The organism is Agromyces sp. NPDC056523 (genome assembly GCF_042794545.1).
GTDB lineage: Bacteria > Actinomycetota > Actinomycetes > Actinomycetales > Microbacteriaceae > Agromyces.
Map to the genome: position 1 here is coordinate 915,748 of NZ_JBHTTM010000001.1, position 26,273 is coordinate 942,020.

General features: G+C 72.8%; 25 protein-coding genes. 11 read left to right on the forward strand and 14 right to left on the reverse strand.

Annotation, left to right across the window (positions count from 1 at the left end):
- Positions 1–76 precede the first annotated feature (76 nt).
- Positions 77–1,513 carry an FAD-binding oxidoreductase gene (locus ACFQ58_RS04465; RefSeq protein ID WP_376949846.1) on the forward strand — a complete coding sequence of 479 codons (1,437 nt, stop codon included), beginning with the start codon at positions 77–79 and terminating at the stop codon, positions 1,511–1,513.
- Between the two features lie 205 nt (positions 1,514–1,718).
- Positions 1,719–2,903 carry a hypothetical protein gene (locus ACFQ58_RS04470; protein WP_376949847.1) on the forward strand — a complete coding sequence of 395 codons (1,185 nt, stop codon included), beginning with the start codon at positions 1,719–1,721 and terminating at the stop codon, positions 2,901–2,903.
- 28 nt (positions 2,904–2,931) lie between these two features.
- Here ACFQ58_RS04470 and ACFQ58_RS04475 read toward each other — a convergent pair whose 3' ends face one another.
- A complete protein-coding gene (locus ACFQ58_RS04475; RefSeq protein ID WP_376949848.1) occupies positions 2,932–3,450 on the reverse strand; it encodes a hypothetical protein in 519 nt (172 codons plus the stop codon).
- Between the two features lie 74 nt (positions 3,451–3,524).
- Between ACFQ58_RS04475 and ACFQ58_RS04480 the strand changes: the two genes are divergently transcribed.
- A complete protein-coding gene (locus ACFQ58_RS04480) occupies positions 3,525–4,526 on the forward strand; it encodes an LLM class F420-dependent oxidoreductase (protein ID WP_376949849.1) in 1,002 nt (333 codons plus the stop codon).
- A 96-nt stretch (positions 4,527–4,622) separates the two neighbouring features.
- Here ACFQ58_RS04480 and ACFQ58_RS04485 read toward each other — a convergent pair whose 3' ends face one another.
- The gene (locus tag ACFQ58_RS04485; protein ID WP_376949850.1) at positions 4,623–4,898 is read right to left on the reverse strand and encodes a glutaredoxin family protein; all 276 of its coding nucleotides are present in this window, start codon (positions 4,896–4,898) and stop codon (positions 4,623–4,625) included.
- A gap of 76 nt (positions 4,899–4,974) precedes the next feature.
- Between ACFQ58_RS04485 and ACFQ58_RS04490 the strand changes: the two genes are divergently transcribed.
- Positions 4,975–5,409, forward strand: coding sequence for a YdeI/OmpD-associated family protein (locus tag ACFQ58_RS04490; protein ID WP_376949851.1), 435 nt, complete (start codon positions 4,975–4,977; stop codon positions 5,407–5,409).
- A gap of 39 nt (positions 5,410–5,448) precedes the next feature.
- On the opposite strand, the gene ACFQ58_RS04495 is transcribed toward ACFQ58_RS04490, so the two are convergent.
- Entirely contained in the window at positions 5,449–8,997 is a 3,549-nt protein-coding gene (locus ACFQ58_RS04495; protein WP_376949852.1) for a TM0106 family RecB-like putative nuclease, read from the reverse strand.
- Positions 8,998–9,054: 57 nt separating this feature from the next.
- Positions 9,055–10,071, reverse strand: a complete 1,017-nt coding sequence (locus ACFQ58_RS04500) for a zinc-binding alcohol dehydrogenase family protein (protein WP_376949853.1) — start codon at positions 10,069–10,071, stop codon at positions 9,055–9,057.
- Positions 10,072–10,135: 64 nt separating this feature from the next.
- Here ACFQ58_RS04500 and ACFQ58_RS04505 point away from each other — a divergent pair, with 64 nt between their 5' ends.
- Positions 10,136–10,528, forward strand: a complete 393-nt coding sequence (locus ACFQ58_RS04505; protein WP_376949854.1) for an MmcQ/YjbR family DNA-binding protein — start codon at positions 10,136–10,138, stop codon at positions 10,526–10,528.
- A gap of 16 nt (positions 10,529–10,544) precedes the next feature.
- On the opposite strand, the gene ACFQ58_RS04510 is transcribed toward ACFQ58_RS04505, so the two are convergent.
- A complete protein-coding gene (locus ACFQ58_RS04510; protein ID WP_376949855.1) occupies positions 10,545–11,177 on the reverse strand; it encodes a TetR/AcrR family transcriptional regulator in 633 nt (210 codons plus the stop codon).
- Between the two features lie 91 nt (positions 11,178–11,268).
- Here ACFQ58_RS04510 and ACFQ58_RS04515 point away from each other — a divergent pair, with 91 nt between their 5' ends.
- The 5 genes from ACFQ58_RS04515 (at position 11,269) to ACFQ58_RS04535 (ending at position 17,138) form a co-directional block, all read left to right on the forward strand.
- Positions 11,269–12,831, forward strand: a complete 1,563-nt coding sequence (locus ACFQ58_RS04515; RefSeq protein WP_376949856.1) for a purine-cytosine permease family protein — start codon at positions 11,269–11,271, stop codon at positions 12,829–12,831.
- A complete protein-coding gene (locus ACFQ58_RS04520; protein WP_376949857.1) occupies positions 12,828–13,886 on the forward strand; it encodes an agmatine/peptidylarginine deiminase in 1,059 nt (352 codons plus the stop codon). The genes ACFQ58_RS04515 and ACFQ58_RS04520 overlap by 4 nt, the downstream gene beginning before the upstream one ends.
- Positions 13,887–13,993: 107 nt before the next feature.
- Positions 13,994–15,742: an amidase gene (locus tag ACFQ58_RS04525; protein ID WP_376949858.1), complete on the forward strand. Its 1,749-nt coding sequence runs from the start codon at positions 13,994–13,996 to the stop codon at positions 15,740–15,742.
- 127 nt (positions 15,743–15,869) lie between these two features.
- The gene (locus ACFQ58_RS04530; RefSeq protein WP_376949859.1) at positions 15,870–16,238 is read left to right on the forward strand and encodes an HNH endonuclease; all 369 of its coding nucleotides are present in this window, start codon (positions 15,870–15,872) and stop codon (positions 16,236–16,238) included.
- 144 nt (positions 16,239–16,382) lie between these two features.
- The gene (locus tag ACFQ58_RS04535) at positions 16,383–17,138 is read left to right on the forward strand and encodes an SDR family NAD(P)-dependent oxidoreductase (protein ID WP_376949860.1); all 756 of its coding nucleotides are present in this window, start codon (positions 16,383–16,385) and stop codon (positions 17,136–17,138) included.
- 21 nt (positions 17,139–17,159) lie between these two features.
- Here ACFQ58_RS04535 and ACFQ58_RS04540 read toward each other — a convergent pair whose 3' ends face one another.
- The 8 genes from ACFQ58_RS04540 to ACFQ58_RS04575 form a co-directional block, all read right to left on the reverse strand.
- Positions 17,160–17,582: a TM2 domain-containing protein gene (locus tag ACFQ58_RS04540; RefSeq protein ID WP_376949861.1), complete on the reverse strand. Its 423-nt coding sequence runs from the start codon at positions 17,580–17,582 to the stop codon at positions 17,160–17,162.
- A gap of 79 nt (positions 17,583–17,661) precedes the next feature.
- The gene (locus ACFQ58_RS04545) at positions 17,662–18,348 is read right to left on the reverse strand and encodes an alpha/beta family hydrolase (RefSeq protein ID WP_376949862.1); all 687 of its coding nucleotides are present in this window, start codon (positions 18,346–18,348) and stop codon (positions 17,662–17,664) included.
- An 18-nt stretch (positions 18,349–18,366) separates the two neighbouring features.
- The gene (locus tag ACFQ58_RS04550) at positions 18,367–19,293 is read right to left on the reverse strand and encodes a tryptophan-rich sensory protein (protein ID WP_376949863.1); all 927 of its coding nucleotides are present in this window, start codon (positions 19,291–19,293) and stop codon (positions 18,367–18,369) included.
- A gap of 36 nt (positions 19,294–19,329) precedes the next feature.
- On the reverse strand, positions 19,330–20,538 hold the full coding sequence (locus ACFQ58_RS04555; protein ID WP_376949864.1) for a YbdK family carboxylate-amine ligase: 1,209 nt from the start codon (positions 20,536–20,538) through the stop codon (positions 19,330–19,332).
- A 122-nt stretch (positions 20,539–20,660) separates the two neighbouring features.
- Positions 20,661–21,269, reverse strand: coding sequence for an adenylate/guanylate cyclase domain-containing protein (locus ACFQ58_RS04560; RefSeq protein ID WP_376949865.1), 609 nt, complete (start codon positions 21,267–21,269; stop codon positions 20,661–20,663).
- 24 nt (positions 21,270–21,293) lie between these two features.
- Positions 21,294–21,887 carry a hypothetical protein gene (locus tag ACFQ58_RS04565; protein WP_376949866.1) on the reverse strand — a complete coding sequence of 198 codons (594 nt, stop codon included), beginning with the start codon at positions 21,885–21,887 and terminating at the stop codon, positions 21,294–21,296.
- A gap of 40 nt (positions 21,888–21,927) precedes the next feature.
- The gene (locus ACFQ58_RS04570; RefSeq protein ID WP_376949867.1) at positions 21,928–24,831 is read right to left on the reverse strand and encodes an aminotransferase; all 2,904 of its coding nucleotides are present in this window, start codon (positions 24,829–24,831) and stop codon (positions 21,928–21,930) included.
- Between the two features lie 121 nt (positions 24,832–24,952).
- Positions 24,953–25,132 carry a hypothetical protein gene (locus ACFQ58_RS04575; protein ID WP_376949868.1) on the reverse strand — a complete coding sequence of 60 codons (180 nt, stop codon included), beginning with the start codon at positions 25,130–25,132 and terminating at the stop codon, positions 24,953–24,955.
- 151 nt (positions 25,133–25,283) lie between these two features.
- Here ACFQ58_RS04575 and ACFQ58_RS04580 point away from each other — a divergent pair, with 151 nt between their 5' ends.
- Positions 25,284–25,502 carry a hypothetical protein gene (locus ACFQ58_RS04580; RefSeq protein ID WP_376949869.1) on the forward strand — a complete coding sequence of 73 codons (219 nt, stop codon included), beginning with the start codon at positions 25,284–25,286 and terminating at the stop codon, positions 25,500–25,502.
- Between the two features lie 3 nt (positions 25,503–25,505).
- On the opposite strand, the gene ACFQ58_RS04585 is transcribed toward ACFQ58_RS04580, so the two are convergent.
- Positions 25,506–26,213, reverse strand: a complete 708-nt coding sequence (locus ACFQ58_RS04585; RefSeq protein WP_376949870.1) for a hypothetical protein — start codon at positions 26,211–26,213, stop codon at positions 25,506–25,508.
- Between the last annotated feature and the right edge of the window lie 60 nt (positions 26,214–26,273).

Sequence of the window (26,273 nt, forward strand, 5' to 3'; positions counted from 1 at the left end):
CCACCCGGGCGGCCGTCGGAACGAGCTTGACCCAACGCCCGGCCCGCGACCCCCATGCACTCCGAAAGGATCACCCGTGAACTCCCTTGCCTTCGACACCGCCGCCCTGTCACTTCGCGAAGCGTTCGCGATGCTCGCCGAACGCCTCGACGGCCGGCTCGTCCTGCCCGGCGATGCCGACTGGGACGCCGCCCGCGCGGCGTGGAACCTCTCCGTGGACCAGCGTCCGGCCGCCGTCGTCATCGCGGCGACCGCCGCCGACATCGCCCGCACCGTGCGCGCCGCCCGCGAGATGGGTCTCGCCGTCGCCCCGCAGGGCACCGGGCACAACGCCGCACCGCTCGTCGAGGGCGACGGCCTCTCGGACGCCATCCTGCTGAAGACCCACGAGCTGCGCGCCGTCGAGGTGCGCCCGACGCAGCGCCTCGCGCGGGTCGAGGCCGGCGCGCTCTGGGGCGACGTCGTCGCCGCGGCCGCGCCGCACGGTCTCGCCGCGCTCGCCGGGTCGTCGCACGACGTCGGCGTCGTCGGCTACACGCTCGGCGGCGGCGTCTCGTTCCTCGGCCGCCAGCACGGCCTCGCCGCGAACCACGTGGTCGCGGTCGAGCTCGTGACCGCCGACGGCGAGTTCCGCCGCGTCGACGCCGAGCACGACGCCGAGCTGTTCTGGGCCGTGCGCGGCGGCGGGGGCGACTTCGGTGTCGTGACCGCGATCGAGTTCCGCCTGTTCGAGCTCGAGCAGGTCGTCGCGGGCACGCTGTTCTTCCCGATCGACCGCGCCGAGGAGGTGCTCCAGGCATGGGCCGACTGGACCCGCTCGGTGCCCGACAGCGTCACCTCGGTCGGCCGCGTGCTGCGCATCCCGCCGATGCCCGAACTGCCGCCGTTCCTCTCGGGTCGGTCGTTCGTGGTCGTCGAGGCGGTCGTGCAGGAGTCGCCCGAGCGGGCCGACGCGCTGCTCGCGCCCCTTCGTACGCTGCACCCCGAGATCGACACCGTCCACCCGCAGGCGCCGGCCGAGCTGCTGCAACTGCACATGGACCCGCCCGGCCCGACGCCGGGCCTCGGCGGCGGCATGATGCTGGGTGATCTCCCGGCCGAGGGCGTGCGCGGCTTCGTCGACGCGGTCGGTCCCGACGCCGACACCGCGCTGCTCTCGGTCGAGATCCGCCACCTCGGCGGTGCGTTCGAACCGGCTGCCGCCGTCGACCTCGCGGCCGAGTCCGGGCTGCCGGAGCCCGGCGCGATCGCCGGCTTCGAGGGCCGGTACCTCGTCTACGCGGTCGGCATCGCCGTACCGGAGACCGCCGAGGCGGTCGTGGCCTCGCTCGGACGGCTGCTCTCGCGCATCGAGCCCTGGCGCGCCACGGCGGAGTACCTCAACTTCGTCGAGCGGCCGACGGCCAGCGAACAGGTCTTCGGCGACGACGGCCGGCTCGCGCGCCTGCGTGCGCTGAAGAACGCGGTCGACCCGACGGGCGTCATCCGCTCCAACCACCCCGTGCGTCGCTGACGACCGCAACCGCACACGCTCCACACGATGGGCCCGGCACCTGCCGGGCCCATCGGCGTGTCCGGGCGGATGTCCCGGGCGGATCTCCTGGGCGCGACTCGCCCGGCCGACCGTCCGGATCCGAATCGGGGGTGTCGGTGCGGCGCCGAGGTTCCTAGGCTGGAGGGACGCGACGATGTCGTCGCCGGATTCGCGGGAGGGACGAATGACGACCCATTACGAACTGCCCACCACGACCGACTTCGCGGCGCTGGCCGGTGAACATCACCCGGCCGTCACGATCTACGTGTCGACCTCTCCCGTCGTGAGCGAGCGGGAACGCGCCGAGATCGCGGTGAAGAGCGCGTTCGATGAGGCCATCGACCGGCTGCGCGCCGACGATGCCGACCCTGCCGCCCTCGACGCGTTGAAGTCCGAACGCGACCGCGTCCTGGCCGACAAGTCGGTGTGGAGCGCGCTCGCCCGCTCGCTCGCGGTGTTCGCCGCGCCGGGCTTCAACGAGGTGTACGTCCTGCCCAACCGGCTCGACGACGCGATGCACGTCGGCTCGCACTTCACGCTGGGCCAGCTGTTGCGTGCGCCGAGCCAGGACCAGGAGGCGTTCGCGGTCTGCCTGTCCTCGAACGAATGGACGCTGTGGCACGCCCAGCCGACCGCTCGCGCGGAGGAGATGCCGCTCGACCCCGACCTGCCGCGCAACCTCGAGGACGCGGCCAACCGCGAGCGGGGCGATGCCGGGCAGCGCCGCACGGGCGGGCACGGCGACCGCGGGACGCACGAGGGCGACCGTCGCCCCGAGATCCACGACATCTACGCCAAGCGGGTCGCCGACGCGGTCCGCGGCGTGCTGCAGGCGCACGACCCCGACGATCGCGTGCCGCTGTTCGTCTTCGCCGCCGAGCCGCTGCTCAGCTCGTTCCTCGAGCGGGCGAAGAACGGGCGGCGCGTCATCGCCGTGCCGGGCGGTGCGGATCGGCGCGCGGCGGCCGAGATCGACGAGGAGCTGCGACGCCAGCTGGCCGAGCTCAACGTCGACGAGGCGCGCACGGCGCTCCACCAGCTCGCCGACGGCAGCAAGGGCCGGGTCGAACGCGACATCGCCGCGATCGGCCGCCTCGCGATCGACGGGGCCGTCGAGACGCTCTGGTTCGACTTCACCACGTCGGTCAACGGCACGCTCGACGCCGAGTCGGGTGCGGTCGAGTTCGCCACCGGGAACGGCGAGGGCGACGCGCTGTCCGACGGGCGGCACGCGGGCGATCTTCTTCCGCAACTCGCGATGCTCGTGCTGGCCAAGGGCGGCAAGGTGGTCACGGTCCGCAGCGAGGATCTCGCCGACGACGTGTGGGACGGGCCGGCCATCGCCGAGCTCCGCTTCGCGCTGACGTAGGCGCCGCCGGCCGTCCAGCGAGCCGGGTTCAGAGTGCGACGGCCGCGCGCGGGCCGGCGACGGCCTGCGCCAGCTCGTGCAGCGCTGAGCGCACCGCCGCCGACGCGGCATCCGTCATCGCCCGGACCCGCTCGGGCCATCCGGCGCGCGCATCGCGCTCGTCGCGCACCTCGGGACGCGAGGCCCGTGCGCTCGACCCGAACGAGCCGTTCGCCTCGAGCACGGGGACCACGACCGGAGGCTGGCACTCGAGCCTGACCTCGACCTCGCGCGTGCGCGAGTCCTCGATGATCGCCTCGAAGCTCACCTTCGCCGACCGGGTGCGCCCGCGGCGCCGCGGCGCCGTGCCGCGCACGCCGAGCGTGATCCGGCCTGGACGCGTGCTGCCAGGGAGCACCGGCCCCGCGGGCACGAACTCGACCCGCCACAGCTCGCTCGGGCAGACCGCCACACCAGAGAGGTGGATGACGCGGACGCCGCCCGTCGTGATCGCGACGGCCATGAGGTCGTCGGCGTGCACGTGCGCGTGGTCGGGCTGGTGGTTCATGCTGGCGACGCTACGGCTGTCAAGGGGCGGGGTCATCAGGGCTGGCGCTGACTGCGCGGTCATAGGCTGGCCGGATGCGATTCGGATACTTCATCCCCCAGGGCTGGCGCCACGACCTCGTCGGCATCGACCCGGCCGACCACTGGGCCACGATGCACGGCCTCGCCGCCCACGCCGATCGCGAGGGCTCGCCGTGGGAGTCGATCTGGGTGTACGACCACTTCCACACCGTGCCCGTCCACAGCGAGACCGAGGCCACGCACGAGGCGTGGTCGCTGATGTCGGCCTTCGCGGCGTCGACCTCGCGCGTGCGCCTCGGCCAGATGTGCACGTGCGTGGCGTACCGCAACCCCGCCTACCTCGCGAAGGTCGCCGCCACGGTCGACGTGATCTCGGGCGGCCGCCTCGAGATGGGCATCGGCGCCGGATGGTACGAGCACGAGTGGCGCGCGTACGGATACGGTTTCCCCCACGCACCCGAGCGGCTGCGCATGCTCCGCGAGGGCGTCGAGATCATGCACCAGGCATGGACCACGGGGCGCGCGACCCTCGACGGCGAGTTCACCAAGGTCGACGGCGCGATCGTGCAGCCGCAGCCGCTGCAGGACGGCGGCATCCCGATGTGGGTCGCGGGCGGCGGCGAGAAGGTCACGCTGAAGATCGCGGCGAAGTACGCGTCGTACACGAACTTCTACGGCAGCCCCGAGGAGTTCAGCCACAAGAGCGAGGTGCTTCGCGGGCACACCGACAAGCTGGGCCGCGACTTCGACTCGATCGTGCGCAGCGCCAACTTCAACACGGTGATCGGCACCGATGAGGCGGATGTCGCGCGGCGCCTCGAGCGCCTCGAGGCGCGGGTCGCGCCGTACCTCGGCGCGGGCGCGACCCGGCGCTTCATCGGCGACTACCGCTCGGAGTCGGCGATCGCGGTCGGCACGGTCGACCAGGTGATCGAACGGCTGCTCGACATGAAGGCGCGCGGACTCGGGTACGCGATCCACTACATGCCCGAGCTCGCGTTCGACGACTCGGTGCTCGACCTCTACGAGCGCGAGGTCGTCCCGGCGCTGCGCTGACCCTCCGCTGGCCCGCGGACGCCCGCGAGATGACGCGAACGGCGCTTCCCCTGGTCGGGAAGCGCCGTTCGCGTCATCCGGGCGCGTGGGTGCCGCTCAGGCGGCGGGCGCGAGCGCGTCGAGCTTGGCGCCGAGCTCGGCGTCGGTGGGCTCGGTGAAGTGGGTGCCGTCGGGGAAGACCACGACGGGGATGTTCGTGCGGCCCGAGATCGCCTTGGCGCGCTCGGCGCCCTCGATGACCACCTCGAGGTCGACGTAGTCGTAGTCGACGCCACGGCGGTCGAGCAGGGCCTTCGAGCGGCGGCAGTCGCCGCACCACGCGGCGCCGTACATCGTGATGCGGGCAGGGCTGAGTTCGGTGGGGGAAGTCACGTCCACAACCTACGTGCCGCGGCTGTGCGGTGTTCCCAGCCTTTCGGGCGCCCGCGACCGGTGGCAGACTCGCGGCATGCGCTTCGAGACGGAACTGCTGCTGACGGGCGAGCGGAACACGGGCATCGAGGTGCCGGCCGAACTCGTCGAGGAGCTCGGTGCGGGCAAGCGGCCGCCCGTCGTGGTCACCGTCAACGGGTACGAGTACCGCAGCACGATCGCGCCCATGGGCGGGAAGTTCCTCATTCCGTTCAGCTCGGACAAGCGCGCGGCGACGGGACTCGGCGGCGGCGACGCGATCGTCGTGGACATCGAGCTCGACACGGCACCCCGCACCGTCGAGCTCCCCGCCGACTTCGCCGCCGCACTCGACGAGGCCGGCGCACGTGAGGCGTGGGACCGGCTCTCGCCGAGCCACCAGAAGGCGCACGTCACCGCGATCGACGGCGCCAAGGCCGCCGAGACGCGTCAGCGCCGCATCGCGAAGGCGGTCGAGGCGCTCACGAGCTGAGCGCGATTCGCGCACGAGCCGCGGCGACGCGGCCGCCGGTCACCCCGAGACGCCGACCGCCTCGGGGACGTCGGCCCCCACCAGCCGGATGAACGCGCTCAGCTGGGCGACCCCGTCGGGGCGGCGCGGCAGCGCGTCGAGCAGGCCGGGGGAGTAGAGCAGGTAGGCCGCCCACTTGGCGCGGGAGATCGCGACGTTGAGCCGGTTCTTCAGCAGCAGGAACTCGATGCCGCGGGGTGCGGCACTCGCCGACGACGCGGCCAGCGAGACGATGGCGACCGCAGCCTCCTGGCCCTGGAACTTGTCGACGGTGCCGACCGGCACGTCGGGGAATCCGACGCGGTCGAGCGCCTCGCGCACCGTGGTGAGCTGCGCGTTGTACGGCGTCACGACGATGAGATCGGTCTGCGCGAGTGGCCGGGCGAGCGATCGGACCGGCCCGGATGCCGTGTCGCGCGCGTCGGACCAGTCGCGCCCGAGCAGTGAGGCCACGAGCTCGACCACGATCTCGGCCTCCTCGGGCGACCAGGTCGTGTTGCCCTCGTGCTCGACCGGGATGGGTCGCACGCCGGGATCGATGCCCTCGAGGTGCCGGGTCGAGGCGACCGCATGCGAGTGGAGCTCGCCCTGGTAGGCGAGCCGTGACACGGGCGCGGCGACGGCAGGATGCATTCGTCGGCTCTCGGCGAGGAAGTAGCCGTACTCGGGTGGGAGGACCTCGTGGCCGTCGGCGACCCAGCCGAGAGCGGACGTGTCGACGGGCTCGGGGTGCAGGGCCTGGCTCACCTGCGGCAGTTGTTGCGGGTCGCCGAGCAGGAGCAGGTTGCGGGCGGCCACCGAGACGGCGATCGTCGACGCGAGCGAGAACTGCCCCGCCTCGTCGATGACGAGGAGATCGAGCGAGCCCCGCGGTACGCGCTTGACGTTGCAGAAGTCCCACGCGGTGCCGCCGATGACGTAGCCCGACGGGCGCTCGGCCGTGAACTTCGACAGGTCGTCCTTCTTGGCGAACGCCGTGAACACCCGTGACTCGACGTCGGCCGGGTCCTTCACGGCCTTGCCGACGAGCGTCGCGTCGAGGCCGGCCTCGACGACCGCCTCGAGCACGTGCTCGACGACGGCGTGCGACTGCGCGACCACGCCGATGCGCCAGCCGTGGTCGGCGACGAGGCGCGCGATGACATGCGAGGCCACGTAGGTCTTGCCCGTGCCGGGTGGGCCCTGCACCGCGAGGTACGAGTGCTCGAGTCGCCGCACCGACTCGACGACCGCGTCGACGTAGTCGGCCCCGATCACGGGCGCGAGCCCGCCGGCGGCGCGCGGAGCCAGGCGTCGCAGCACGTCCATCGCGGGGTTCGACGGCAGCGCAGGCACGGTCGCGGGGATCGGCGCCGCCCACTCGGCGATCGCCGCCTTGAGGGCCCGCGAGTCGGGCGGCCACCCTGGGGTCATCGCCATCGGGAGCGCCGGCCACGTGGCGTCGGCGACGCCGACCTCCTCGACGAGCACGCCGGTGTCGGTGACCTCGAGGATGGTGCCGCTCGACCAGGCCCGCTGGCCGGGGCGCTGCGTGCTCGACGGGAACGGGGCCGGCCAGTCGTAGAGCAGGAAGACGTTCGCGCCCACGCCGAACCGGGAGCCGGGGGCGATGCGCCCCCCGAGCCGCACCTCGCGCCGGGGGTACTGCCGCGTGCCCTCTTCGTACCAGCGCTGCTCGACGCGCGAGGCCTGGGGGTCGACGACGAGCACGTCGCGGTGGTCCTCCCACGAGTCGACGGGCTGGTCGACGCGGAGGTAGTGCGACCACCAGAAGCTCTTCGCCTCGCGGTCGTGGTAGTCGATGGCCGCGGCCGACAGGGCGAGCGCGAGCTCGTCGGGCGTGCGTCCGTCGCCGGGTGCCGCGGGACCGACGAGCTCGCGCAGCTGGAGCGCGAGCGGCGTCGGCTCGTAGACCTTTCCCGCACCCTCGGCGAGGTAGGCGGGCGGCACGGGCTCGACGCCCTCACGTCGCGCGATCGCGAGCAGCCAGTCGCGCAGGCGTCGCGTGGAGACGCAGTCGTAGCGGTTGTAGTCGGCGAGGTCGTCGAGGATGCGCTCGGCCTCGACGGTCTCGGCCACCCCGCCCGACTCGACCAGCTGGCGCGCCCGCACGTACTCGGTGATCGAGTCGGCGCCGCTCTTCACGTCGGCCTCGCGCAGCTCGTCGCCCATGTAGAGCGGCTCGAGCTTCTTGATCGAGTACGAGCGGCTGCCCACTCGCACCGAGCGCTTCACGATCGGGTACAGGTCGACGAGCACGCCGTCGTGCAGCAGCTGGTCGACCTCGGCCTCGCCGACGCCGTGTCGGGCGGCGATCGTCGTGAGGTGCGTGCGCTCGTAGGAGGCGTAGTGGTAGATGTGCAGGTCGGGATGCGCCCGGCGACGCAGCTTCACGAGCTCGAGGAACTGCAGCAGCGCCTCGCGCTCCTCGGCGAACGAGTGCGCCCAGAGGGCCGTGTACTGCTCGTGCTCGTCGACCATGCCCCAGAGGTAGTCGAGGTTCCACGACGTGGCGTCGCCCTCGGTGTAGAGCGGATCGCCCTCGAAGTCGAAGAACAGGTCGCCGGGGTCGGGCGCGGGGATCGCGGCGAGGGCGGCCGCCTCGCGCACCTCGACCGGCGGTGCGAGGGGCGGGTCGTCGGGGCCGCGCTCGCCGGATGCCTCGGCGGCGCGCGCAGCCGCCTCGGCGACGAGCTGCAGGCGGGCCTGCGCGCGGAGGTTGTCGACCGTCGAGTCGATGAGGTGCGGGACCGCCCCACTGGATGCCGCGAGCTCGTCGATCGTGGTGATGCCGGCCTCGGCGAGCGGCTCGCGCTGCGTGACCCGCAGGCTGCCGACGAGCAGCACGTCGCGGTTCGCCTGCACCTCGAGCTCGCAGGTGGGGCAGCGGCCGTCGTGCGTGTAGCGGGGGTCGCCCCAGGCGACCGGACCGTCGGCGGCCACGCGCTCGTCGACGAGTTGCCGCAGCCGCGCGACGCGCTGCACGTAGACGGGCGTGATGTCGTCGCGGCGGTGCTCGCTCGTGGTGCCGTCGCCGAGCAGCAGCTCGACCACGTCGTCGCACGGGATGCCGATGCGATCGAGCTGGGACGCGTAGGCGGCGAGCTGCAGGAGCGCGGTGACGCGGGCGTGCCGCGCGAGCTTCGAATCCTGCACGCGGTAGCGGCCGTCGGGCCGCCGCACGATGAAGTCGGCGAAGCCGATGAACCCCGCGTCGGCGAAGGTCGCCTGGTACACGACGGGCGCACCGCCCTCGAGCGCAGCGCGCGTGGTCTCGACGGCCGCGGCCACCGCCTCGGTGTCGCGCACGTTGGGCTGCGGGATCTCGACGACGCCGGCGCCGAACTGCTCGCGGTAGCGCGCGAGCACCCGCCGCTCGTGCTCGTCGCCGAGCCGGCCCGCGCGCTCGAGCATCGCGTCGGTGTTCGGCTCGAAGAGCGTGTCGCGGCCGAGCTTGACGTCGAGCTCGCGCAGGAACGTGAACTCGCAGTCGGACGCCTTCTTCAGGTCGCTCGCGCTCGTGACGACGGAACCGCCTACCAGGTACATCGGGCTCCCTCCGTCGTCATCGAGACCACGGTAGCCGCGCCATCCGACATCGCCCGATCAGCGGGTCAGCACGACCTTGCCGATGCTGCCACCGGATGCCACGATCGCGTGCGCCTCGCGCAGTCCCTCGGCGTCGATCCCCGAGATCTCGCGCGTGAGCGTGCTGCGCAGCCGCCCGGCCTCGAACAGGGCGGATGCCTCGTCGAGCAGCTCGTGCTGGCGGATCATGTCGGGCGTCTCGAACACCCCGCGCGTGAACATCGACTCCCAGAGCCACGCGATGCTCTTCGCCTTGAGCAGCCGCATGTCGAGGTCGGGGTCCTCGTCGATCGCGACGATCGAGCCGAACGGCCGGAGCAGGTCGGCGTAGACGGGCAGGCGTCCGCCGGTCGACGGCGTGAACACGCGGTCGACGCCCTCGGGCGTGATCTCGCGCACCGCGGCGGCGAGGTCGCCATGGTGGTCGACGACGTGCGGCGCCCCCATGCGACGGACCCACTCCTGCGTCTCCGGGCGCGACGCCGTGCCGATCACGGTGACCCCGGTCAGCGCCGTGGCGAGCTGCGTCAGGATCGAGCCGACGCCGCCGGCCGCGGCGACAGCCAGCAGCGTGCCCTCGCTCTCGGACGTGAGCCGGAACCGGTCGAACAGCGACTCCCACGCGGTGATCGTCGTGAGCGGCATCGCCGCGGCATCCGCTATCGAGAGGTTCGCGGGCTTGCGGCCGACGAGGCGCTCGTCGACCGCGTGGTACTCCGCGTTCGTGCCCTGCCGGTTGATGACGCCCGCGTGGTACACCTCGTCGCCGGGCGCGAAGAGCGTGACCTCGGGCCCGACCGCGACGACCGTGCCGGCCGCGTCGAAGCCGAGCACCACCGGCGGCGCGTCGGCAGCGCGCCGCCCGCGCGTCTTGAGGTCGACCGGGTTCACCGAGACCGCGGCGACCTCGACGAGCACGTCGCGCGGCCGCAGCTCGGGCAGGGGCAGCTCGACGTCGGTGAGGGCGCGCTCGTCGTGGAGGGGGACGGATCCGGTTGCGGCGACCGCGTGCATGGTGTTCGGGAGCGTCGTCATGGTGTCCCCAACCGTCTCACGTCGCCCGTTGTTCCGTTCCGGCGCGCGGCGTAGCGTGGCGCGCATGATCGAGTGGGACGAGGTCCGCGAGCTGGCGCTCGCCATGCCCGAGGCGACCGAGGCCGTGAGCCGCGGGCTGCCGCACTGGCGCGTGCGCGACCGCGGATTCGTGTGGGAGCGACCCCTGCGGAAGGCCGACCTCGCGTTCCTCCACCTCGACGACCAGCCGTGGCCGGTGCTCGGCGCGCGCGTCGAGGACGAGGCGGTGAAGTTCGCGCTCGCCGAGATGGATCCGACGGTCTTCTTCACGACGCCGCACTTCGAGGGGTTCCCGGCGATCCTCGTGCGGCTCGACACCGTCTCGCGCCGCCGGCTCGAGGAGGTCGTCGCCGACGCCTGGCTCGCGGTCGCCCCGAAGCGCCTCGCCGACGAGTGGTACGCGCAGCAGGGCGACTGAGCGCGGATGCCGCGGCTCAGCCGCGCGCGGACGCGAGCGCGCCGCGCGGCATCCCGAGCATGCCCTCCACCGCGTGCCCGATGCGTGAGCCGCGATCGGCGGCGTCCTCCCAGCGCACCAGTGCGTGCGCGTTGAGGCCGTCGATCATGCCGAGCAGCTGCCAGGCGACGGATGCCGCGTCATCCGTCTCGAACTCGCCGGCCTCGACGCCCGACTCGATGATGCCCTGCACGAAGCGGCGCCAGTCGTCCATCTCGGCGCGGACGGTCTCGGCGAGCGGCTCGTTGCGGCGGCCGAGCGCCCACGACTCGACCCAGACGACGGTGACGTCGTCGCGCGTGCCGTCGAGGAGGGTGTCGAGCAGCACCGCGAGCCGTTCGCGGGGCGTCGACAGCGCACCGACCAGGCCGCGGACCTCGGCGAGCTCGTCGGCGACGATGCGCCCGAAGGTGCTCGCGACGAGCGCGTCCATGTTCGGCTCGTAGTGGGCGACGAGGGCCGGTGCGACGCCGACACGGGCCGCGATCGAGCGGAGCGTCACGGCGGAGAGGCCCTGCTCGAGCGCGGCGGCCCGCGCGGCATCGGCGATCTCGGCTGATCGCTCGGCGGGGCTCTTGCGGGACGCCCTCGTGCGCGTGGGTGTTGACATCGTGCCGACAGTCTATGTAACCTCGGCTTCTATTGATCGCATGATCAATAACGATTCTTCCCCGCAGTCCACGCGAACGACGAGGTTCAGCATGAGCATCCGCACGACCGAGGCCACCGCGCCGCCGCCGCCCCACGCGCACGCCCTCGCCCACGACGGCGCCTCCGACCGCGTCGGCCACATCGAGACGCACGGCATCGAGACCATCCCCGATGCCGACCGCCACGGCCGCCCGTCCAGCCTGTTCTGGGTCTGGATGTCGGCGAACGTCGTCTACCTCTACTTCGTGCTCGGCGGCGGGCTCGTGCTGCTCGGCCTCTCGATCTGGGAGGCGCTCGCCGTCACCGTGATCGGCAACCTGTGGTGGGCCGTCGTCGGCTGGCTCGCGATCAGCGGTCCGGCCGCCGGCGCACCCAGCGTCACGATCATGCGCGCCATGTTCGGCGTGCGCGGCAACACCGTGTTCGGAGCGGGCCTCGGCGTCGCCATCGGCCTGTTCTACGAGATCATCAACATCGCCGTGGCGACCCTCGCCGCGAACGCGCTGCTCGCGGTGCTCGGCATCGACCTGGGTCCGGCGGGCGGATGGATCGTGCTCGCCGTGATCGCCGCCATCAGCTTCGTCTTCGGCGTGTACGGGCACGCGACGATCCTCGCGCTCTCGCCGTACTTCTCGGCGGCGCTCGCGTTCGCGTTCGTGGTGCTCGCGTTCTTCGTGCTCGGCGCAGCCGACTTCTCGTACCAGCCTGCACCGCTGCCCGAGGGCGAACGGTGGGCGATGCTGCTGCTCGGGTACGCGATCATCGCGTCGGGTCCGCTCTCGTGGGGCACCGGCGCCGACTACGCGCGGTACCTCCCGAAGGACGTCTCCAAGCGGCAGGTCGCGTGGTGGACCGCGCTCGGCGGGTTCCTCCCGGCCGTGCTCATCGGCTCGCTCGGCGTGATCGCCGCGACCGCGATCGACATGACCGACCCGCAGCTGACCATCGGCGAGATCGTGCCCGCGTGGTTCACGCCGATCTTCCTCGCGATCGTCGTGCTCGGCAGCATCACCAACAACTCGCTCGTCGCCTACTCGACCGGCTTCTACGCCCAGGGCCTCGGCGTGCGGGTGTCGCGCGCGAGCACCGTCGTGATCACGGGCATCCTCGCCACCGTCGCCGCCGGCTGGTTCGTGTACGTCGCACCGAGCTTCCTCGACACGCTCAACGCGTCGCTCGAGCTCAGCGTCACGGTGCTCGGCCCGCTCGTCGCGGTGTACGCCGTCGACATCCTGCTGCGCCGCAACCGCTACGGCGCCCGTGACCTCGGCGACCTGCGACCCGGCGCGCCGTTCTGGTACACCCGCGGATGGTTCCTGCCCGGCACGATCGCGATGGTCGCCGCCACCACGGTCGCCGTGCTCATGGCCAACACGACGCTGTACGTCGGGCCCATCGCGGCGGCGCTCGGCGGTGCCGACCTGTCCGCGATCGTCGGACCCGTGCTCGGCGGCGCGCTGTACGCGGTGCTGTGGCTGACCACGAACCCGTACCGCGACCGGGCGAAGCGGCCCGCCGCGGCATCCGTCGCCCCGCCTGCCCCGGCCGCACTCGCTGCCATCATCGAGACGGATGCCGCGGCATCCGCCCGCACCCAGGAGGAACCCGCATGAGCTGGCGCATGCCCGCCGAGACCGCACCCCACGAACGCACCTGGATGGCGTTCCCGCGCGAGGGGCTGACGCTCGGATCCGAGGCGGCCGAGCGCGAGGAGGGCTACGCGGCGTGGACCGCGGCCGCCCACGCGGTCGCCGAGTTCGAGCGCGTCACGATGGTCGTCGACCCGACCGAGGCGGCGCGTGCTCGCCGCATGCTCGGTTCGGAGATCGAGATCGTCGAGGCGCCGCTCGACGAATTCTGGATGCGCGACTTCGGTCCGACCTTCGTGGTCGACGACGAGCGGCCCGGCGTGCTCGGCGCGGTCGACTGGGTCTTCAACGGCTGGGGTGCGCCCGACTGGGCGGAGTGGGAGGTCTCGGCCGAGATCGCCCGGTTCGCGGCGGCGCATGTCGGCGCCGAGCTCGTGAGCTCGGTGCTCGTGAACGAGGGCGGCGGCATCCACGTCGACGGCGAGGGCACGGTGCTGCTGACCGAGACGGTGCAGCTCGACCCGCGCCGGAATCCGTACGCCGACCACGCCCGCGTCGAGGCCGAGCTCGCCCGCACGATCGGCGCGACGCAGGCGATCTGGCTGCCCCGCGGACTCACGCGCGACTACGACCACTTCGGTACGAACGGACACGTCGACATCGTCGCGACCATCCCGTCGCCCGGGCGCCTGTTGCTGCACCACCAGGCCGACGCCGCGCACCCCGACTTCGAGGTGACGCGCGAGCTGCGCACGCTGCTCGAGGGGCAGGCGGATGCCGCGGGCCGGCGCTTCGAGATCATCGACCTGCCCGCCCCCGCGACCCTGCGCGACGACGAGGGGTTCGTCGACTGGAGCTACGTGAACCACCTCGTCGTGAACGATGGCGTCGTCGCGTGCGGCTTCGGCGAGCCCGAAGCTGATGCGCGCGCGGCGGCGATCCTCGCGGACGCCTACCCGGGCCGGCGCGTCGTGACCGTCGACGCACGCCCGATCTTCGCGCGCGGCGGAGGCATCCACTGCATCACGCAGCAGCAGCCCGCGCTCGCCGCCGCGGCTGCCGAGGAGGTCGCGCGATGAGCCCGCAGTCGCCCGCGCTCCCCGGACCGTCCGCCCTCCCCGGGCCGTCCGCGGTTCACAGGAGAAGCGGCGATATACAGGACCGGATCGAGGATGGAGGCCTGCACATGCCCGAATCTCCTGCACACCCGCCGTTCGACGTCGTCGAGGCGTCGATCGCCGACCTCCGTGCGGCGCTCGAGGAGGGCCGCGCGACCGCGGTCGGGCTGGTCGAGGCGTATCTCGCGCGCATCGAGGCGTACGACGTACCGGGCACGGCGACCGCGCTGAACGCGCTCGTCGTGCGCAACCCCGGGGCGCTCGACGAGGCGCGTGCGTCCGACGAGCGTCGCGCCCGCGGCGAGGTGCTGGGCCCGCTCGACGGTATCCCGTACACCGCGAAGGACTCGTACCTCGTGCGAGGCCTGACCTCGGCCGCCGGCAGCCCGGCGTTCGAGCACCTCGTGGCGCAGCGCGACGCGTTCACGATCGAGCGGCTGCGCGCGGGCGGCGCGATCTGCCTCGGCCTGACGAACATGCCGCCCATGGCGAACGGCGGCATGCAGCGCGGCGTCTACGGTCGCGCCGAGAGCCCGTACAACGCGGAGTTCCTGACGGCCGCCTTCGGGTCGGGCTCGTCGAACGGCTCGGGCACCGCGACGGCCGCATCGTTCGCGGCGTTCGGCCTCGGCGAGGAGACCTGGTCGTCAGGCCGCGCGCCCGCGTCGAACAACGCGCTGTGCGCCTACACCCCGAGCCGCGGCGTCATCTCGGTGCGCGGCAACTGGCCGCTCGTGCCCACGATGGACGTCGTCGTGCCTCACGCGCGCACGATGGCCGACCTGTTCGAGGTGCTCGACGTGATCGTCGCGGACGATGCGGAGACCCGCGGCGACTTCTGGCGCGCCCAGCCGTGGATCGAGCTGCCCGCGGCATCCGCCGTTCGCCCGCCGTCGTATCGCGACCTCGGTTCCGCGCCAGGACGGGCCGCGCTCGCCGGCACGCGCATCGGCGTGCCGCGCATGTACGTCAACGCCGACCCCGAGGCGGGCACGGCCGAGCCCGGCGGCCCACCCGTCGGCATCGGCGGGCCCACCGGGCAGCGGATCGAGACGCGCGCGACGGTGGTCGAGCTGTGGGAGGCGGCCCGCCGCGACCTCGAGGCGGCCGGCGCCGAGGTCGTGCTCGTCGACTTCCCGGTCGTGTCGAACTACGAGGGCGACCGACCGGGAGCCCCGACCATCGCGACGCGCGGCCTCGTGAGTCCGGAGTACCTCCGGCGCGAGATCGTCGACCTGTCGGCCTGGGCATGGGAGGACTTCCTCGCCGCGAACGGCGACCCCGCGCTGCGGACGCTCGCCGACGTCGACGGCGCGCGCATCTTCCCGCGGCCCGAAGGGGCGCTCCCGGACCGGTACGCGGGCTTCGACGACGACATCGCCGAGTACCCCGACTGGGTGCGCGCCCACGCGGGCGCGAGCTGGGCCGACATGCCCGAGCTCGAGGAGGGCCTGCGCGGTCTCGAGGAGACCCGCCGCCTCGACCTCGAGCGGTGGATGGACGACCTCGGCCTCGACGCCGTGGCCTTCCCCGCCGTGGCCGACGTCGCCCCCGCCGACATGGACGTGGATCCGGCCTCCGCCGATCTCGGCTGGCGCAACGGCGTCTGGGTCGCGAACGGCAACCTCGTGCCGCGCCATCTCGGCATCCCGACCGTCACGGTCGCCATGGGCCTCCTCCGCGACATCCGGATGCCGGTGGGACTCACGTTCGCGGGTCGCGCCCACGACGACACGGCCCTGCTGCGCCTGGCCGCGGCCTTCGAGTCGCTCGCCCCGCGCCGCGTCGCGCCACCGCGAACCCCGCGCCTTCCCTGACGTCGTTCACAGCGGTCGCGAGAGCACCAGCGCCCGGGGCATCGCCGCTCAGCCCTGGGGAGGACGAGTGAGACCACGCCGGACGAAGGCGGCCGACGCCCGCGGCGGCGCGGCTAACCTGACCCGCATGGCGGTGAGCCGGACGCGCGCGGCCGTGTACGCGCGACGACGCAAGCGGCGGATGTCGCGCTCGACGCACGACCTCTCCGATGCGCAGTGGGCGGCACTCGTCGAGGCGTGGGGTGGATGCGCGTACTGCGGCGCGATCGAACGCAGCCTGCAGCGCGACTGCGTCCTGGCGATCTCGCGCGGCGGGCGCTACACGCTGCTCAACGTGGTCCCCGCGTGCGGGTCGTGCAACGCGAGCAAGTGCAACGACGAGGTGACGTCGTGGCTGCGGCGCAAGCGGCTCGACGAACGCGCGTTCCTCCTCCGCCACCACGAGATCGGACGGGATCTCGCATCGCGGTTCGCCGCCGATGCGCCCGGGGAGTGACTCCCGGCGGCGGGACGCAAGGCCCTGTCGGGCCCGGGAGGGACGTGCGACGGTGAGGGTGCGGTGCGGATGCCGCGGCATCCGCTCGGCCGCACCAGACGCACGAGCACAGGCACACACACCCACACCCGGAGGAGACGGCTCATGGCCCAGTACGACGTGGCGGACCGATCGGCGATCGTGACCGGAGCAGGCAGCGGAATCGGCCGGGCCATCGCGCTGCTGCTCGCGGCGAACGGCGCCTCGGTGGTGGTGAACGACATGGACGGCGAACATGCTGACAGGGTCGTCGACGAGATCCGCAAGGCCGGCGGCGTCGCCGAGCCATCCGTCGGCGACGTGACCGACACCGCCTGGATCGAGGCGTCGATCGGTGTCGCGAACGAGCTTGCACCACTGCGGATCGCGGTGAACAACGCCGGCATCGGCGGGCCGTCCGCCCTCGTCGGGGAGTATCCCGTCGACGGATGGGACAAGGTGATCTCCGTCAACCTGAACTCGGTCTTCCTCGACATGCGCGCCCAGCTGCCGGCGATGGTCGCCAACGGCGGCGGTTCCATCGTGAACGTCGCGTCGATCCTCGGCAGCGTGGGCTTCGCGATGTCGTCGGCCTACGTGACCGCGAAGCATGGACTCGTGGGCCTCACCAAGAACGCGGCGATCGAGTACGCGCCCCTGGGCGTGCGCGTGAACTCGGTCGGCCCCGGCTTCATCAAGACCCCACTCATCGATGCGAACCTCGACGAGGCCACGCAGGAGTTCCTCGCCTCCAAGCACCCGATCGGCCGCCTCGGCACGCCCGAGGAGGTCGCCGCGCTCGTGGTGTTCCTCGCGAGCGACGCCGCGAGCTTCATCACGGGCACCTACCACCTCGTGGACGGCGGCTACACCGCGGTGTGAGCGCCCGCAGCGCAGGCGGCGTCAGCTCGCCGGCCACCACGGCAGCGCGGGCAGGATCTGCTCGACGAGGATCGAGAACGCCTGCGTCACCGCGCCCATGACCCAGCCGAGCAGGATGCCGACGGCCGTCACGATCCACGCGATCGTCTGCTCCTGGCGAGTGCCGACCACGCGTCGGCCGTCCTTGTCCTTCTGGGCGTTCGTGAGCGTCAGGACGAGGTCGACGAGCCACCAGATCCCGAACCCGCCGAAGGTCAGCAGCTTCAGGATGCCGGTGCCCACCTTTCCCAGGTAGAACCGGTCGACGCCGATGAAGCCGAGCAGCCACGCGAAGAGCCACGTGGCGAGGAATGACCGGGTGGAGGTCGCGCTCTGCGAGGCTCGCGCGACGTGCGGGTTGGGTGCAGCGGGGCCCTCCGGTGCGGTGGGCGGGTACGCGCTCATGGTCGCTCCCCTCAGTGGCCTGATGTGCGTGGTTCGAGTCTGCGAGCGACGCCGCGCCGGCGCCGGGGCCGAAGGTCCCTCAGGCTCGGGAGTGCGCGTCGATGAACTCGGCCGTCCGCGGCGCGAGTGAGGCGCCGACCTCGCCCGCGGGCCGTTTCGCGCCCTTCACCTCGAAGGAGTGGTTCGCGTTCTCGATCCAGTCGAGCACGGCGCTCGGGCCGATCCGGCGCACGAGGTCGTCGAGCTGGTCGTTGGGGATCGCGAACGGGTCGTTCCTGCCCTGCAGGAACAACATGGGCACGCCCGTGAGCGACGTGAAGTGCTCGTCGCGCGCTTTCTCGGGCCGGCCCGGCGGATGCAGCGGGTAGCCGAGGAAGACGAGCCCCGCGACATCCATGCCGTCGGCCACCGCCATCGACGCCATACGGCCGCCGAAGGACTTGCCGCTCGCCCACACCGGCTCGCCCTCGCGCGCGTGCGACGCTGCGGCATCCGCCACCGCGCGCCACGTCGCGATCGCGACCGGCGGCCGATCGGGGAACCGCCGGCCGGCCGCCACGTACGGGAAGTCGAAGCGCAGCGTCGCGATGCCGAGTCCGTCGAGTGCCCTGCAGAAGCCCGACATGAACGGATGGTCCTTGCCCGCGCCGGCCCCGTGCGCGACCACGATCGTGGCACTCGCGTCGTCGGGCCGGGCGAGCACGGCGGGCACCGAGCCGATGCCGTCGCCGACCTCGATCGTGAGGGGGTGCTCGTCGACGCTCATGCGTCCATCGTGCACCCCTCACGCCGGAGCCGCCGCGGCTTCCTCCCTGAGCCGGTCCTGCCGGTCGGCGCGTTCGGCCACCATCGCGCCGATGCGGGCGCCGATCGTCACGATGGCCACCACACCCGCGGCGATGAGCGCTGCGATGCCGGCGATCCGCGAGGCGGGCTCATCCGTGAGGCGCGCGACGCTGATCCAGGCGAGACCCCAGCAGATCGAGAGCATCGGGGCGAGGCGCCCCCGACCGGCCAGGCCGATCGCGACGCCGATGCCCCCTGCGACCGAGATCACGATCACCGCCCAGACGATCGGGTCGAACGGGCCGCCGTCGAAGCCGGCTGCCGCGAGCACCGCCGTGGCGTTCGCGGCCGTCGCGACCACGACCCAGCCGAGGTAGAGGCCGATCGAGCCGTCGGTGATGATGCCGTCGAGGACGCTGCGCTGCGGCATCCGGCGCAGCTGCAGGAAGATCCAGCCGAGCAGCGCCGCGAGGACGGCGATCACCGCGAGGCTCGCGCCGAGCAGTCCGAACTGCACCACGCCGATCCACAGCGCGTTGAGGACGAGCGATGCGGCCACCGCGTACCCGACGCGGCGGTGCCGAGGAGCAGCGTGCTGCGCCGGCAGCAACTGCCAGAGCGCGTACGCGAACATGCCCGCGTAGATGAGACTCCAGATCCCGAACGCCGGACGCGCCGGTGCGAGCAGCGTCGCGTCGGCGTCGAACCAGCCGCCCGCGGCGTCCTGGATCGGCGTGGCGGTGAACGCCTCGAACCCCATGAACGTCCCGGGCAGGATGAACGCCCCGGACCCGATGAACGCCGCCGCGATCGCGAGCAGCGATGTCAGCAGCACCACGAGCTGGCGCAGCGTGTCCGCCGCGCCGGCCGGTCTCGCGGATGGGGCGACCGTGCCGTCCGTCGAGCGCTCGCGCCCCGTCGCCATCCCCCGTCCCCCTTCGACGCACCCGTGACGCCGGCCTCACGCCGGGCCGTTCGCCACCCGCGGCTCGTCGGACTGGTGCGGCGACCGGCCGAGCGGAGGGTGGACCGACGTGGGCGCCACGATGGTCGCCGCGAACAGCCGACGCAGGCCGGCATTGCCGTTGCGTCGGAACGCCTCCACCTGGCGCGTTGCGCCCGTGCCGTCGCGCAGCAGGCGCCGGATGAGCTCGTGCACGGTCGCGCGGTCGCCCAGGCGTTCGAGCGTCTCGGCGGTGTACCGCTCGAGTCGGCGCAGGAGCTCGGGCGCCGGCCGCAGGCTGCCGGTGGCCGGATCGAACGCGTCCCGCGAGATGCCCGCGTGCGCGGCATGCACGATGCCGGCGCTGAGCAGCTCGGGCGGGAGGTCGGGGTCGGGGTCGTCGGTGGAGCGCACTCTCCGGAGCATCGCCGCGTGGTCCTGCCCGGCTCGGTCGAACTCATCGATCGCCCGCTGCACCAGCGCGCGGCAGAGCGCCGTGACGAGCAGCGTGTCATCCGCGGTGAGCTGCGCATCCGCCATCCGGAACTCGATGGTCGGCAGGTGCTCCGACAGGCGCACGTTCCACGAGATGAGGGCGAGGTCGTTGGTGCCCGCATGGCCGATGAGCTGCCGGATGCGACGGTCGTAATCGGCCGCGTCGGCGAACCGCGGCGGGCAGCCCGAGGTCGGCCAACGGCGCAGCTGGATGGTGCGCCAGCTGCCGTACCCGGTCACGTTGCCCCGCCAGAACGGCGAGTTGCCCGAGATCGCGGTGAGCAGTGGCAGCCACGGGCGCACCGCGTTCTGCACCGCGACGCCGTGCTCGCGGCTCGGGATGCCGATGTGGACGTGCAGTCCCGCCATCTGGTGGTCGGCGATGACGCCGGCCATGTCGCGCACGATGCGGTGGTAGCGGTCGTTGTCGGTGATCGAGGGGAAGGCGTGCGCGTCGGGCGTCGTCCCGATGCTCGCGACCGAGACCGCGTGCCGCGCGGCGTCGCTGTCGACCTCGTGCCGGAACGCCACGAGCTCGGCGCCCGCCTCCCCGAGGTCGGTGAACACGGGCGAGGCGTGCTCCACCTGCGAGGCGAGGAACTCCTGGTGCGTGACGGCGCTCCACGCCGGGTCGCTCGAGAGACGCCGGAACACGTCCAGCGCGACATCCGCGGGCAGCATCGTCGAAGGGTCGAGGAAGAAGAACTCCTCCTCGATACCGAACGTCGTCATCGCCGCTCCTCTCGCGGCCGCGCACCGGCCGCCGCCCCCCAGCGGTACCGCGCGGCTGCTGCTGGCAGACTGCGCTGGGAACCGCCGTCCTGTCAAGGGCTTTCCCTGCGACCCTGCGGCGGCTAGGCCCCTGCCGGCTGGCGGCCGGTCGCCGCCGCCTCGAAGACCGTCACCCGATCGGCGAATCCCTTCAATTCGATCGGACCGACCTCGCGGAACGAGAGCGCGGGATCGTCGGCAAGGTCGACGACCGGGCCCGTGACGAGGGTCTGCCCGGCGACCGCCGCCCCGGAGATCCGCGAGGCCAGGTTCACGGCGCGGCCGAAGTAGTCGCCGTCCTGCATCACGACCGGGCCGACGGCGATCCCCGCATGGGCGGGCAGTCCGATCACCGGCGCCGCGTCCACCATCTCCAGCGTCGCGCGCACCGCCTGTCCCGCCTGCCGGAAGTGCACCATCACGCCGTCGCCGAGCCACTTCACGGGCGTGCCGGCGTGGTCGGCGACGACGCGCTCCACCATCGAGCTCATCCGGCCGGCGAGCCGCGCGCCCGCGGCATCCCCCTGTGTGTCGGTCAAGTCGGTGTACCCGGCGAGGTCGATGAAGACGAAGGAGGGCGGTCGCGCGGGCCCGGCGTGCGTTCCCGCCGCCTCGAGGGCGCGCTCGATCCCTTCCACCATCCCCGCGGTCCATCCGCGTTCCTGCTGGCGGCGGTACAGCGCGAAGACCATGCGGTCGACCCGGGGCGTCAGTCGCTAACCGAGATCGGCCGCCTGCTCGAGCGCTTCGCCGTACGTCATGCCGGCCTGCACCAGCGCCCCGACGATGTAGGTCTGGAAGAGCTCGTTCTCGGCCTCGGCGACACGGCGCATGCCGTCGACGTACACCCGCCCGAGTCGGGTCAGCGCGTCCGCGTCCACCATCCCGGCGACCATCTGCATCACCGAGAAGATCGCCTCGTCGTCCTCGCGCGTGCGGTCCTCGGGCGTGAGCACCCGGTTCGCCAGCGTCGTGCCGGTCTGCCGGATCAGGTCGAAGGGCATGCCCAACCGGGCGGCGAGTTCGCCGTACGTCTCGGAACGGAGCTCCGACCATCGATACTGCGGGCCGTCCAGGAACTCGAGGTCCAGCCGGCCCGCCGCGACGGCCTCCGCGATCGCCTCCGCGCGGAGGCCCGCGCGGTCGCAGGCCTCGACGAGACGCACCCGCTGGACGTCGCCGCGCCCGAACCTCCCGTCGGCGGCGGGTGCGAGGACGCCGAGTTCGAGCAGCCGGTCGACGAACCCGGCGTGGGCCCCCGCACGCTCGACCAGGTCGTCGCGCGTGTACCGATCAGCCGATCCGTCCACGGGCCCGAGCGTAGACGATGATCGGAGCGCCCGCCGGGATTCACCAGCCCTCGTCGAGCACCCGATCGAGCATGTCGACGAAGAAGTCGGCGCTCTCGCGCGTCACGACGAGCGGCGGCTTGACCTTCAGCACGTTCTGGTGGTCGCCGGTCGGCTGCATGATCACGCCGAGTGTCAGCAACCGGTCGCAGATCGCCGCGGTCTCCTCGGTCGCGGGCTCGAGCGTCGCGCGGTCGCGCACGAACTCGACGCCGAGGTACAGGCCCAGGCCGTGCACGGCTCCGATGAGCGGATGGCGCTGCGCCAGCGCCTCGAGGCGGCCCTTCAGGTACGCGCCCGTGTCGGCCGCGTTCTGCTGGAGCCGCTCGTCGCGGAACGCGTCGAGCACCACGAGCCCGGCGACGCTCGAGGCCGGGCTGCCGCCCGTCGACGAGAAGAAGTACCCCTGCGTGCGGTAGCGCGCGGCGATGTCGCGTGTCGTGATGACCGCACCGAGCGGGTACCCGTTGCCTGCGGCCTTCGCGACCGCGATGACGTCGGGCACGACATCCTGCTGCTCGAAGCCCCAGAACCACTGGCCGAGCCGGCCGTAGCCGGCCTGCACCTCATCGGCGATCGCGAGCCCGCCGACCTCGCGCACGGCGGCGTACACCTCGGCGAGGTACCCGTCGGGCAGCGGGATGCCGCCGGCGTTGCCGGAGAAGGTCTCGGCGATGAAGGCTGCCGGCGGGCGACCGGATGCCGCGAGCTCGCGGATGCGCGCGGCGGCCTCGGGTGCGTACCGCGCGGCGTCGTCGCCGCGGTGGATGCCGCGGAACGGGTTCGGCGCATCGAGCGCGTACACCCAGTCGGGGCGGGTCGCGAGGGCGTTCGGGTTGTCGGCGGTCGAGGTGCTCACCGCGTCGGACGCGTAGGTCCAGCCGTGGTACGCCTCGAGCAGCGACACGACGTCGCGACGGCCGGTCGCGGCCATCGCGACGCGGATGGCGAGGTCGGTCGCCTCGGAGCCCGAGTTCACGAGGAACACCGTGTCGAGCGGGTCCGGCGCGAGCGCGGCGAGGCGCTCGGAGAACTCGACGACCGCGCCGTAGTTGAACCGCGAGTTCGTGTTGAGCGTGCGCAGCTGCGTCGCGACGGCTGCGGCGAGGCCCGGGTGGCCGTGACCCAGCGGCGTCACGTTGTTGACCATGTCGAGGTAGACGCGGCCGTCGGTGCCGACGAGGTGCTCGCGCCAACCCCGCTCGATGCGCGGCGGCGCGTCGTAGTAGTGCTCCTGCACCTCGGCGAACGCGCGGTCGCGTCGCGCGACGAGCCGAGCCGCATCGCTCGAGGCGCCCGCACCGGTGACCGCGAGCGCCGTTTCGGGCGCGGCGTCGCCGAGCCCGAGGGCGAGGGCCGGATCGGCCGTCAGTCGAAGCCACCCCGCGGCGTACTCCGGCCGGACGAAATGCGGCACCCGGGGCCCGTCCGGCGATTCCAGTCGGAGACGCGACCGGGTCCGCGCCGGCACCGTGCCGTCGAGGATGGTGGCGCCATCGGCGCCCTCGACGACGAGGCGCGAGCTGCCGGCGAGGTGGTCGATCCGTTGCGCTTCCGCGAACCAGGCGTCGATGCCCGTCGGCACGGTTGCCGGCGACGCGGCGGAATGGATGCGCGAGCCCGTGAGGCGAGGGATGCCACGCTCGAGCCAGGCTGCGGGAGCGCCCGCGTCGAGCGCGTCGAGCGCGAGCCGGTCCTCGAGGTCGCTGTCGAGCCAGGCGCCGGCGTCGACCGCGTCGGCGGTGATGGACACGTCGAGGCGCACCGCGTCCGCCGACGCGAGCCCTGGATCGGTTCCGAGCCGCGATCGCGTCGCCCAGCCGCCATCGTCGAGATCGATGCCGAGCGCCTCGGCGATGACCCCTTCCATCACGGCCGACGGCACCGACACCGCCTGCTGGAAGATGCGCCACTCGCGCTCGACGCCCGCGGCGGCGTACGCGTTCGCACCGCCGTCGATCTGCACCTGGTGTTCGCCGCTCACGACGAGCACGGCGCCGCGCAGCACGACGAGGGGCCAGAGCGCGCGCACCTCGGCCGCGGAGAGGGGACGCAGCGCGTGGAACGCCCGCACGGCAGGGAGCACCGAGGCCGGCTCGGCGCCGGCGTGATGCAGCACCGACGAGATGGTGATCGCGAGCTCGGAGGCCGCCCAGCTCGCGGTCACGTCGCCGAAGTCGATCATCCCGTCGGGCAGGCGGATGCCACGGTCGGCCGTGCACACCACGTTGTCGTCCGTGAGGTCGAGGTGCACGGCCTGGATCGGGAGGTCGGACGCGACGCGCTGCACGTCGGCCCAGGCGCGCGCCGCGGCATCCGTCACCAGGGCCCGCTTCGCCGGGTCGGGATGGTGCGGCGCGAGGAGGTCGACGACGCGATCGGCGTGGCGCGGGTCCCACTGCAGCACGCGGTCGAGCCCGGGGTGCGCGAACCCGGCGAGCGCGAGGCTGGCGTGCGCCGCCAGCTCCCCCATGCGCGCGATCACTGCGGGGGAGAGGTGGGCGCTCCCGGTCAGCGTGCCGCCCGGCAGGTACTCGAGCAGCCGCATGGCGAGCGGACCCTCGCTCGTGTCCGCGACGACGGAGCGCGGGGAGCCGTCACCGTCGCTACTCGTCGTCGCGATGCGCAGCTGCGGTGCGGCCGCGGCGATGCGGGATGCCGCGTGGTCCTGCGCGTCGAGCTCGGCCGCGGTGAAGGCGGGGTTCGTGATCTTGATCACGCCGACACATTCGCCGGCGGTGTCGCGTGCGAGGAAGTTCTGGTCCTGCTGGCTGCCGAGGGGATCGAGCTCGACGTCGAGCCCCCACCGCTCGCGCACGATCGTCGCCACCTCGTCGGCGCTGAGCCCGGGCGCGGGCAGCTCGCCCGCCGAGAAGAAGTCGAATCCGGCGGGGCCGTGCGTCATGGTCGTCTCCTCGGCCGCCGGCGATCGGCGGCATCGACTCGACGATAGACCGGACGCGCGTCGACTCGGGAGCGCCGTCGCGTCGAGCGCGCTCGACGCGTTTCGCCGCGGAGGCCTCGGGTCAGGCGCGGTGGCGTGGGGTGTGGCGAGCCACCTGCGGGACGGGGACCGGCGCGGCGCCGTCGACGCGGCTTTGGCGGTGGATGAGCGGGGTTCCGTTCACGGCGGCGAGCGTGAACAGCATCGCTGCGGCGAGCGCGCCGAGCCCGAGCGCGCTGAGGGTGGTGAGCAGGACGTCCATAAACGGCACCTCTTCCGTGAGCTGTCGCTTCGACGCTATGCGCGGGATTCCGGGGGGACGAGGGTCTTGACAGTCGGCCGTTCGTCCGCCATGACGCGACGCGCGGGCAGCGCTGCGAGCGATGTCGGCGGCCCCGCCTACCGTGATCTGCATGACGAACCCGACGCATTCGACGATCGAGCCAGGTGTGCTCGACGAGCCCTGCCTCCGCTGCGGCTCCGCCGCCGTGCGGGTCATCGTGTACGGCCCGCTCGACCTCGAGGTCGAGGCCGATGCCGCCGCCGTCGGCCTCCATTCCGAGGCGCCGATCTTCGACTGCCGCGACTGCGGATTCGAGTGGGGCGAGGCGGTGCGCGACCTCCTCGCGTGAGGTTCAGCGTGCCCGTGCCGTCGGGGCGGCCCGATCCATCCGGGTCGCCGAGGTGTTCGGCGGTCGGCTCGAGGTGAGGACGCTGACGGCCGCTCGGCCCACGAAGACCGACCACGCCACGATGCCGAGCAGCTTGGTGCCGTCCTCGACCAGCACCGATGCCTGCGTCGGGGCCACCAGCAGGTCGACCACCGCCGACCCGGCGAACGCCGCCATCGCCAGCAGGAGCAGGCCGCCCGCCAACCGGGTGCGGATCAGCTCGTGGTATCGGGCGAGATAAGCCACGAACGCGATGGCGTACCCCGCGGCGGCGCCCGCACCGGCCCACTGGCCGAATGCGGCGGACTCGTGCAGCAGCAGCAGGTCGTCCAGCACGAACACCAGCCCGAGGCCGGCGCTCCAGGCGAGGAGTGAGCCGGCCGGATCGCGGGTCGCGCGCGAGGCGAGCCATCCCAGCAGCGCCATGCCGCAGGCGACCGCCATCAGGACGATGCCGACGTTCGAAAGCACTCCGTACGCCGGACTGGTCGCGTCGTGTGCGACGGCGACGGACTGGCTGTCGCGCGTGAGGTCGCTGGGCCGGAGCCACGGCTGCGTCGCCGCGCCCACGATCGCGACGATGACCGGCGCCGCCACGGCCGCGTAGACGAGGGCGGGCGTGCCGGACGATCGGGCCGGGTTCCCGCTGGGACGGGTGTCGGGTTGGACCATTCCGGGCACCATACGGAGCTTCGCCGCGGGACGGGAACCCCTTGACAGGCGCCGGACGTG

Coding starts and splice junctions, on each gene's coding strand:
- ACFQ58_RS04470 (WP_376949847.1), top strand. CDS start 1,719: ATGACGACCCATTACGAACTGCCCACCACGACCGACTTCGCGGCGCTG.
- ACFQ58_RS04475 (WP_376949848.1), bottom strand. CDS start 3,450: ATGAACCACCAGCCCGACCACGCGCACGTGCACGCCGACGACCTCATG.
- ACFQ58_RS04480 (WP_376949849.1), top strand. CDS start 3,525: ATGCGATTCGGATACTTCATCCCCCAGGGCTGGCGCCACGACCTCGTC.
- ACFQ58_RS04490 (WP_376949851.1), top strand. CDS start 4,975: ATGCGCTTCGAGACGGAACTGCTGCTGACGGGCGAGCGGAACACGGGC.
- ACFQ58_RS04495 (WP_376949852.1), bottom strand. CDS start 8,997: ATGTACCTGGTAGGCGGTTCCGTCGTCACGAGCGCGAGCGACCTGAAG.
- ACFQ58_RS04500 (WP_376949853.1), bottom strand. CDS start 10,071: ATGACGACGCTCCCGAACACCATGCACGCGGTCGCCGCAACCGGATCC.
- ACFQ58_RS04505 (WP_376949854.1), top strand. CDS start 10,136: ATGATCGAGTGGGACGAGGTCCGCGAGCTGGCGCTCGCCATGCCCGAG.
- ACFQ58_RS04510 (WP_376949855.1), bottom strand. CDS start 11,177: ATGTCAACACCCACGCGCACGAGGGCGTCCCGCAAGAGCCCCGCCGAG.
- ACFQ58_RS04515 (WP_376949856.1), top strand. CDS start 11,269: ATGAGCATCCGCACGACCGAGGCCACCGCGCCGCCGCCGCCCCACGCG.
- ACFQ58_RS04520 (WP_376949857.1), top strand. CDS start 12,828: ATGAGCTGGCGCATGCCCGCCGAGACCGCACCCCACGAACGCACCTGG.
- ACFQ58_RS04525 (WP_376949858.1), top strand. CDS start 13,994: ATGCCCGAATCTCCTGCACACCCGCCGTTCGACGTCGTCGAGGCGTCG.
- ACFQ58_RS04530 (WP_376949859.1), top strand. CDS start 15,870: ATGGCGGTGAGCCGGACGCGCGCGGCCGTGTACGCGCGACGACGCAAG.
- ACFQ58_RS04535 (WP_376949860.1), top strand. CDS start 16,383: ATGGCCCAGTACGACGTGGCGGACCGATCGGCGATCGTGACCGGAGCA.
- ACFQ58_RS04540 (WP_376949861.1), bottom strand. CDS start 17,582: ATGAGCGCGTACCCGCCCACCGCACCGGAGGGCCCCGCTGCACCCAAC.
- ACFQ58_RS04545 (WP_376949862.1), bottom strand. CDS start 18,348: ATGAGCGTCGACGAGCACCCCCTCACGATCGAGGTCGGCGACGGCATC.
- ACFQ58_RS04550 (WP_376949863.1), bottom strand. CDS start 19,293: ATGGCGACGGGGCGCGAGCGCTCGACGGACGGCACGGTCGCCCCATCC.
- ACFQ58_RS04555 (WP_376949864.1), bottom strand. CDS start 20,538: ATGACGACGTTCGGTATCGAGGAGGAGTTCTTCTTCCTCGACCCTTCG.
- ACFQ58_RS04560 (WP_376949865.1), bottom strand. CDS start 21,269: ATGGTCTTCGCGCTGTACCGCCGCCAGCAGGAACGCGGATGGACCGCG.
- ACFQ58_RS04570 (WP_376949867.1), bottom strand. CDS start 24,831: ATGACGCACGGCCCCGCCGGATTCGACTTCTTCTCGGCGGGCGAGCTG.
- ACFQ58_RS04575 (WP_376949868.1), bottom strand. CDS start 25,132: ATGGACGTCCTGCTCACCACCCTCAGCGCGCTCGGGCTCGGCGCGCTC.
- ACFQ58_RS04580 (WP_376949869.1), top strand. CDS start 25,284: ATGACGAACCCGACGCATTCGACGATCGAGCCAGGTGTGCTCGACGAG.
- ACFQ58_RS04585 (WP_376949870.1), bottom strand. CDS start 26,213: ATGGTCCAACCCGACACCCGTCCCAGCGGGAACCCGGCCCGATCGTCC.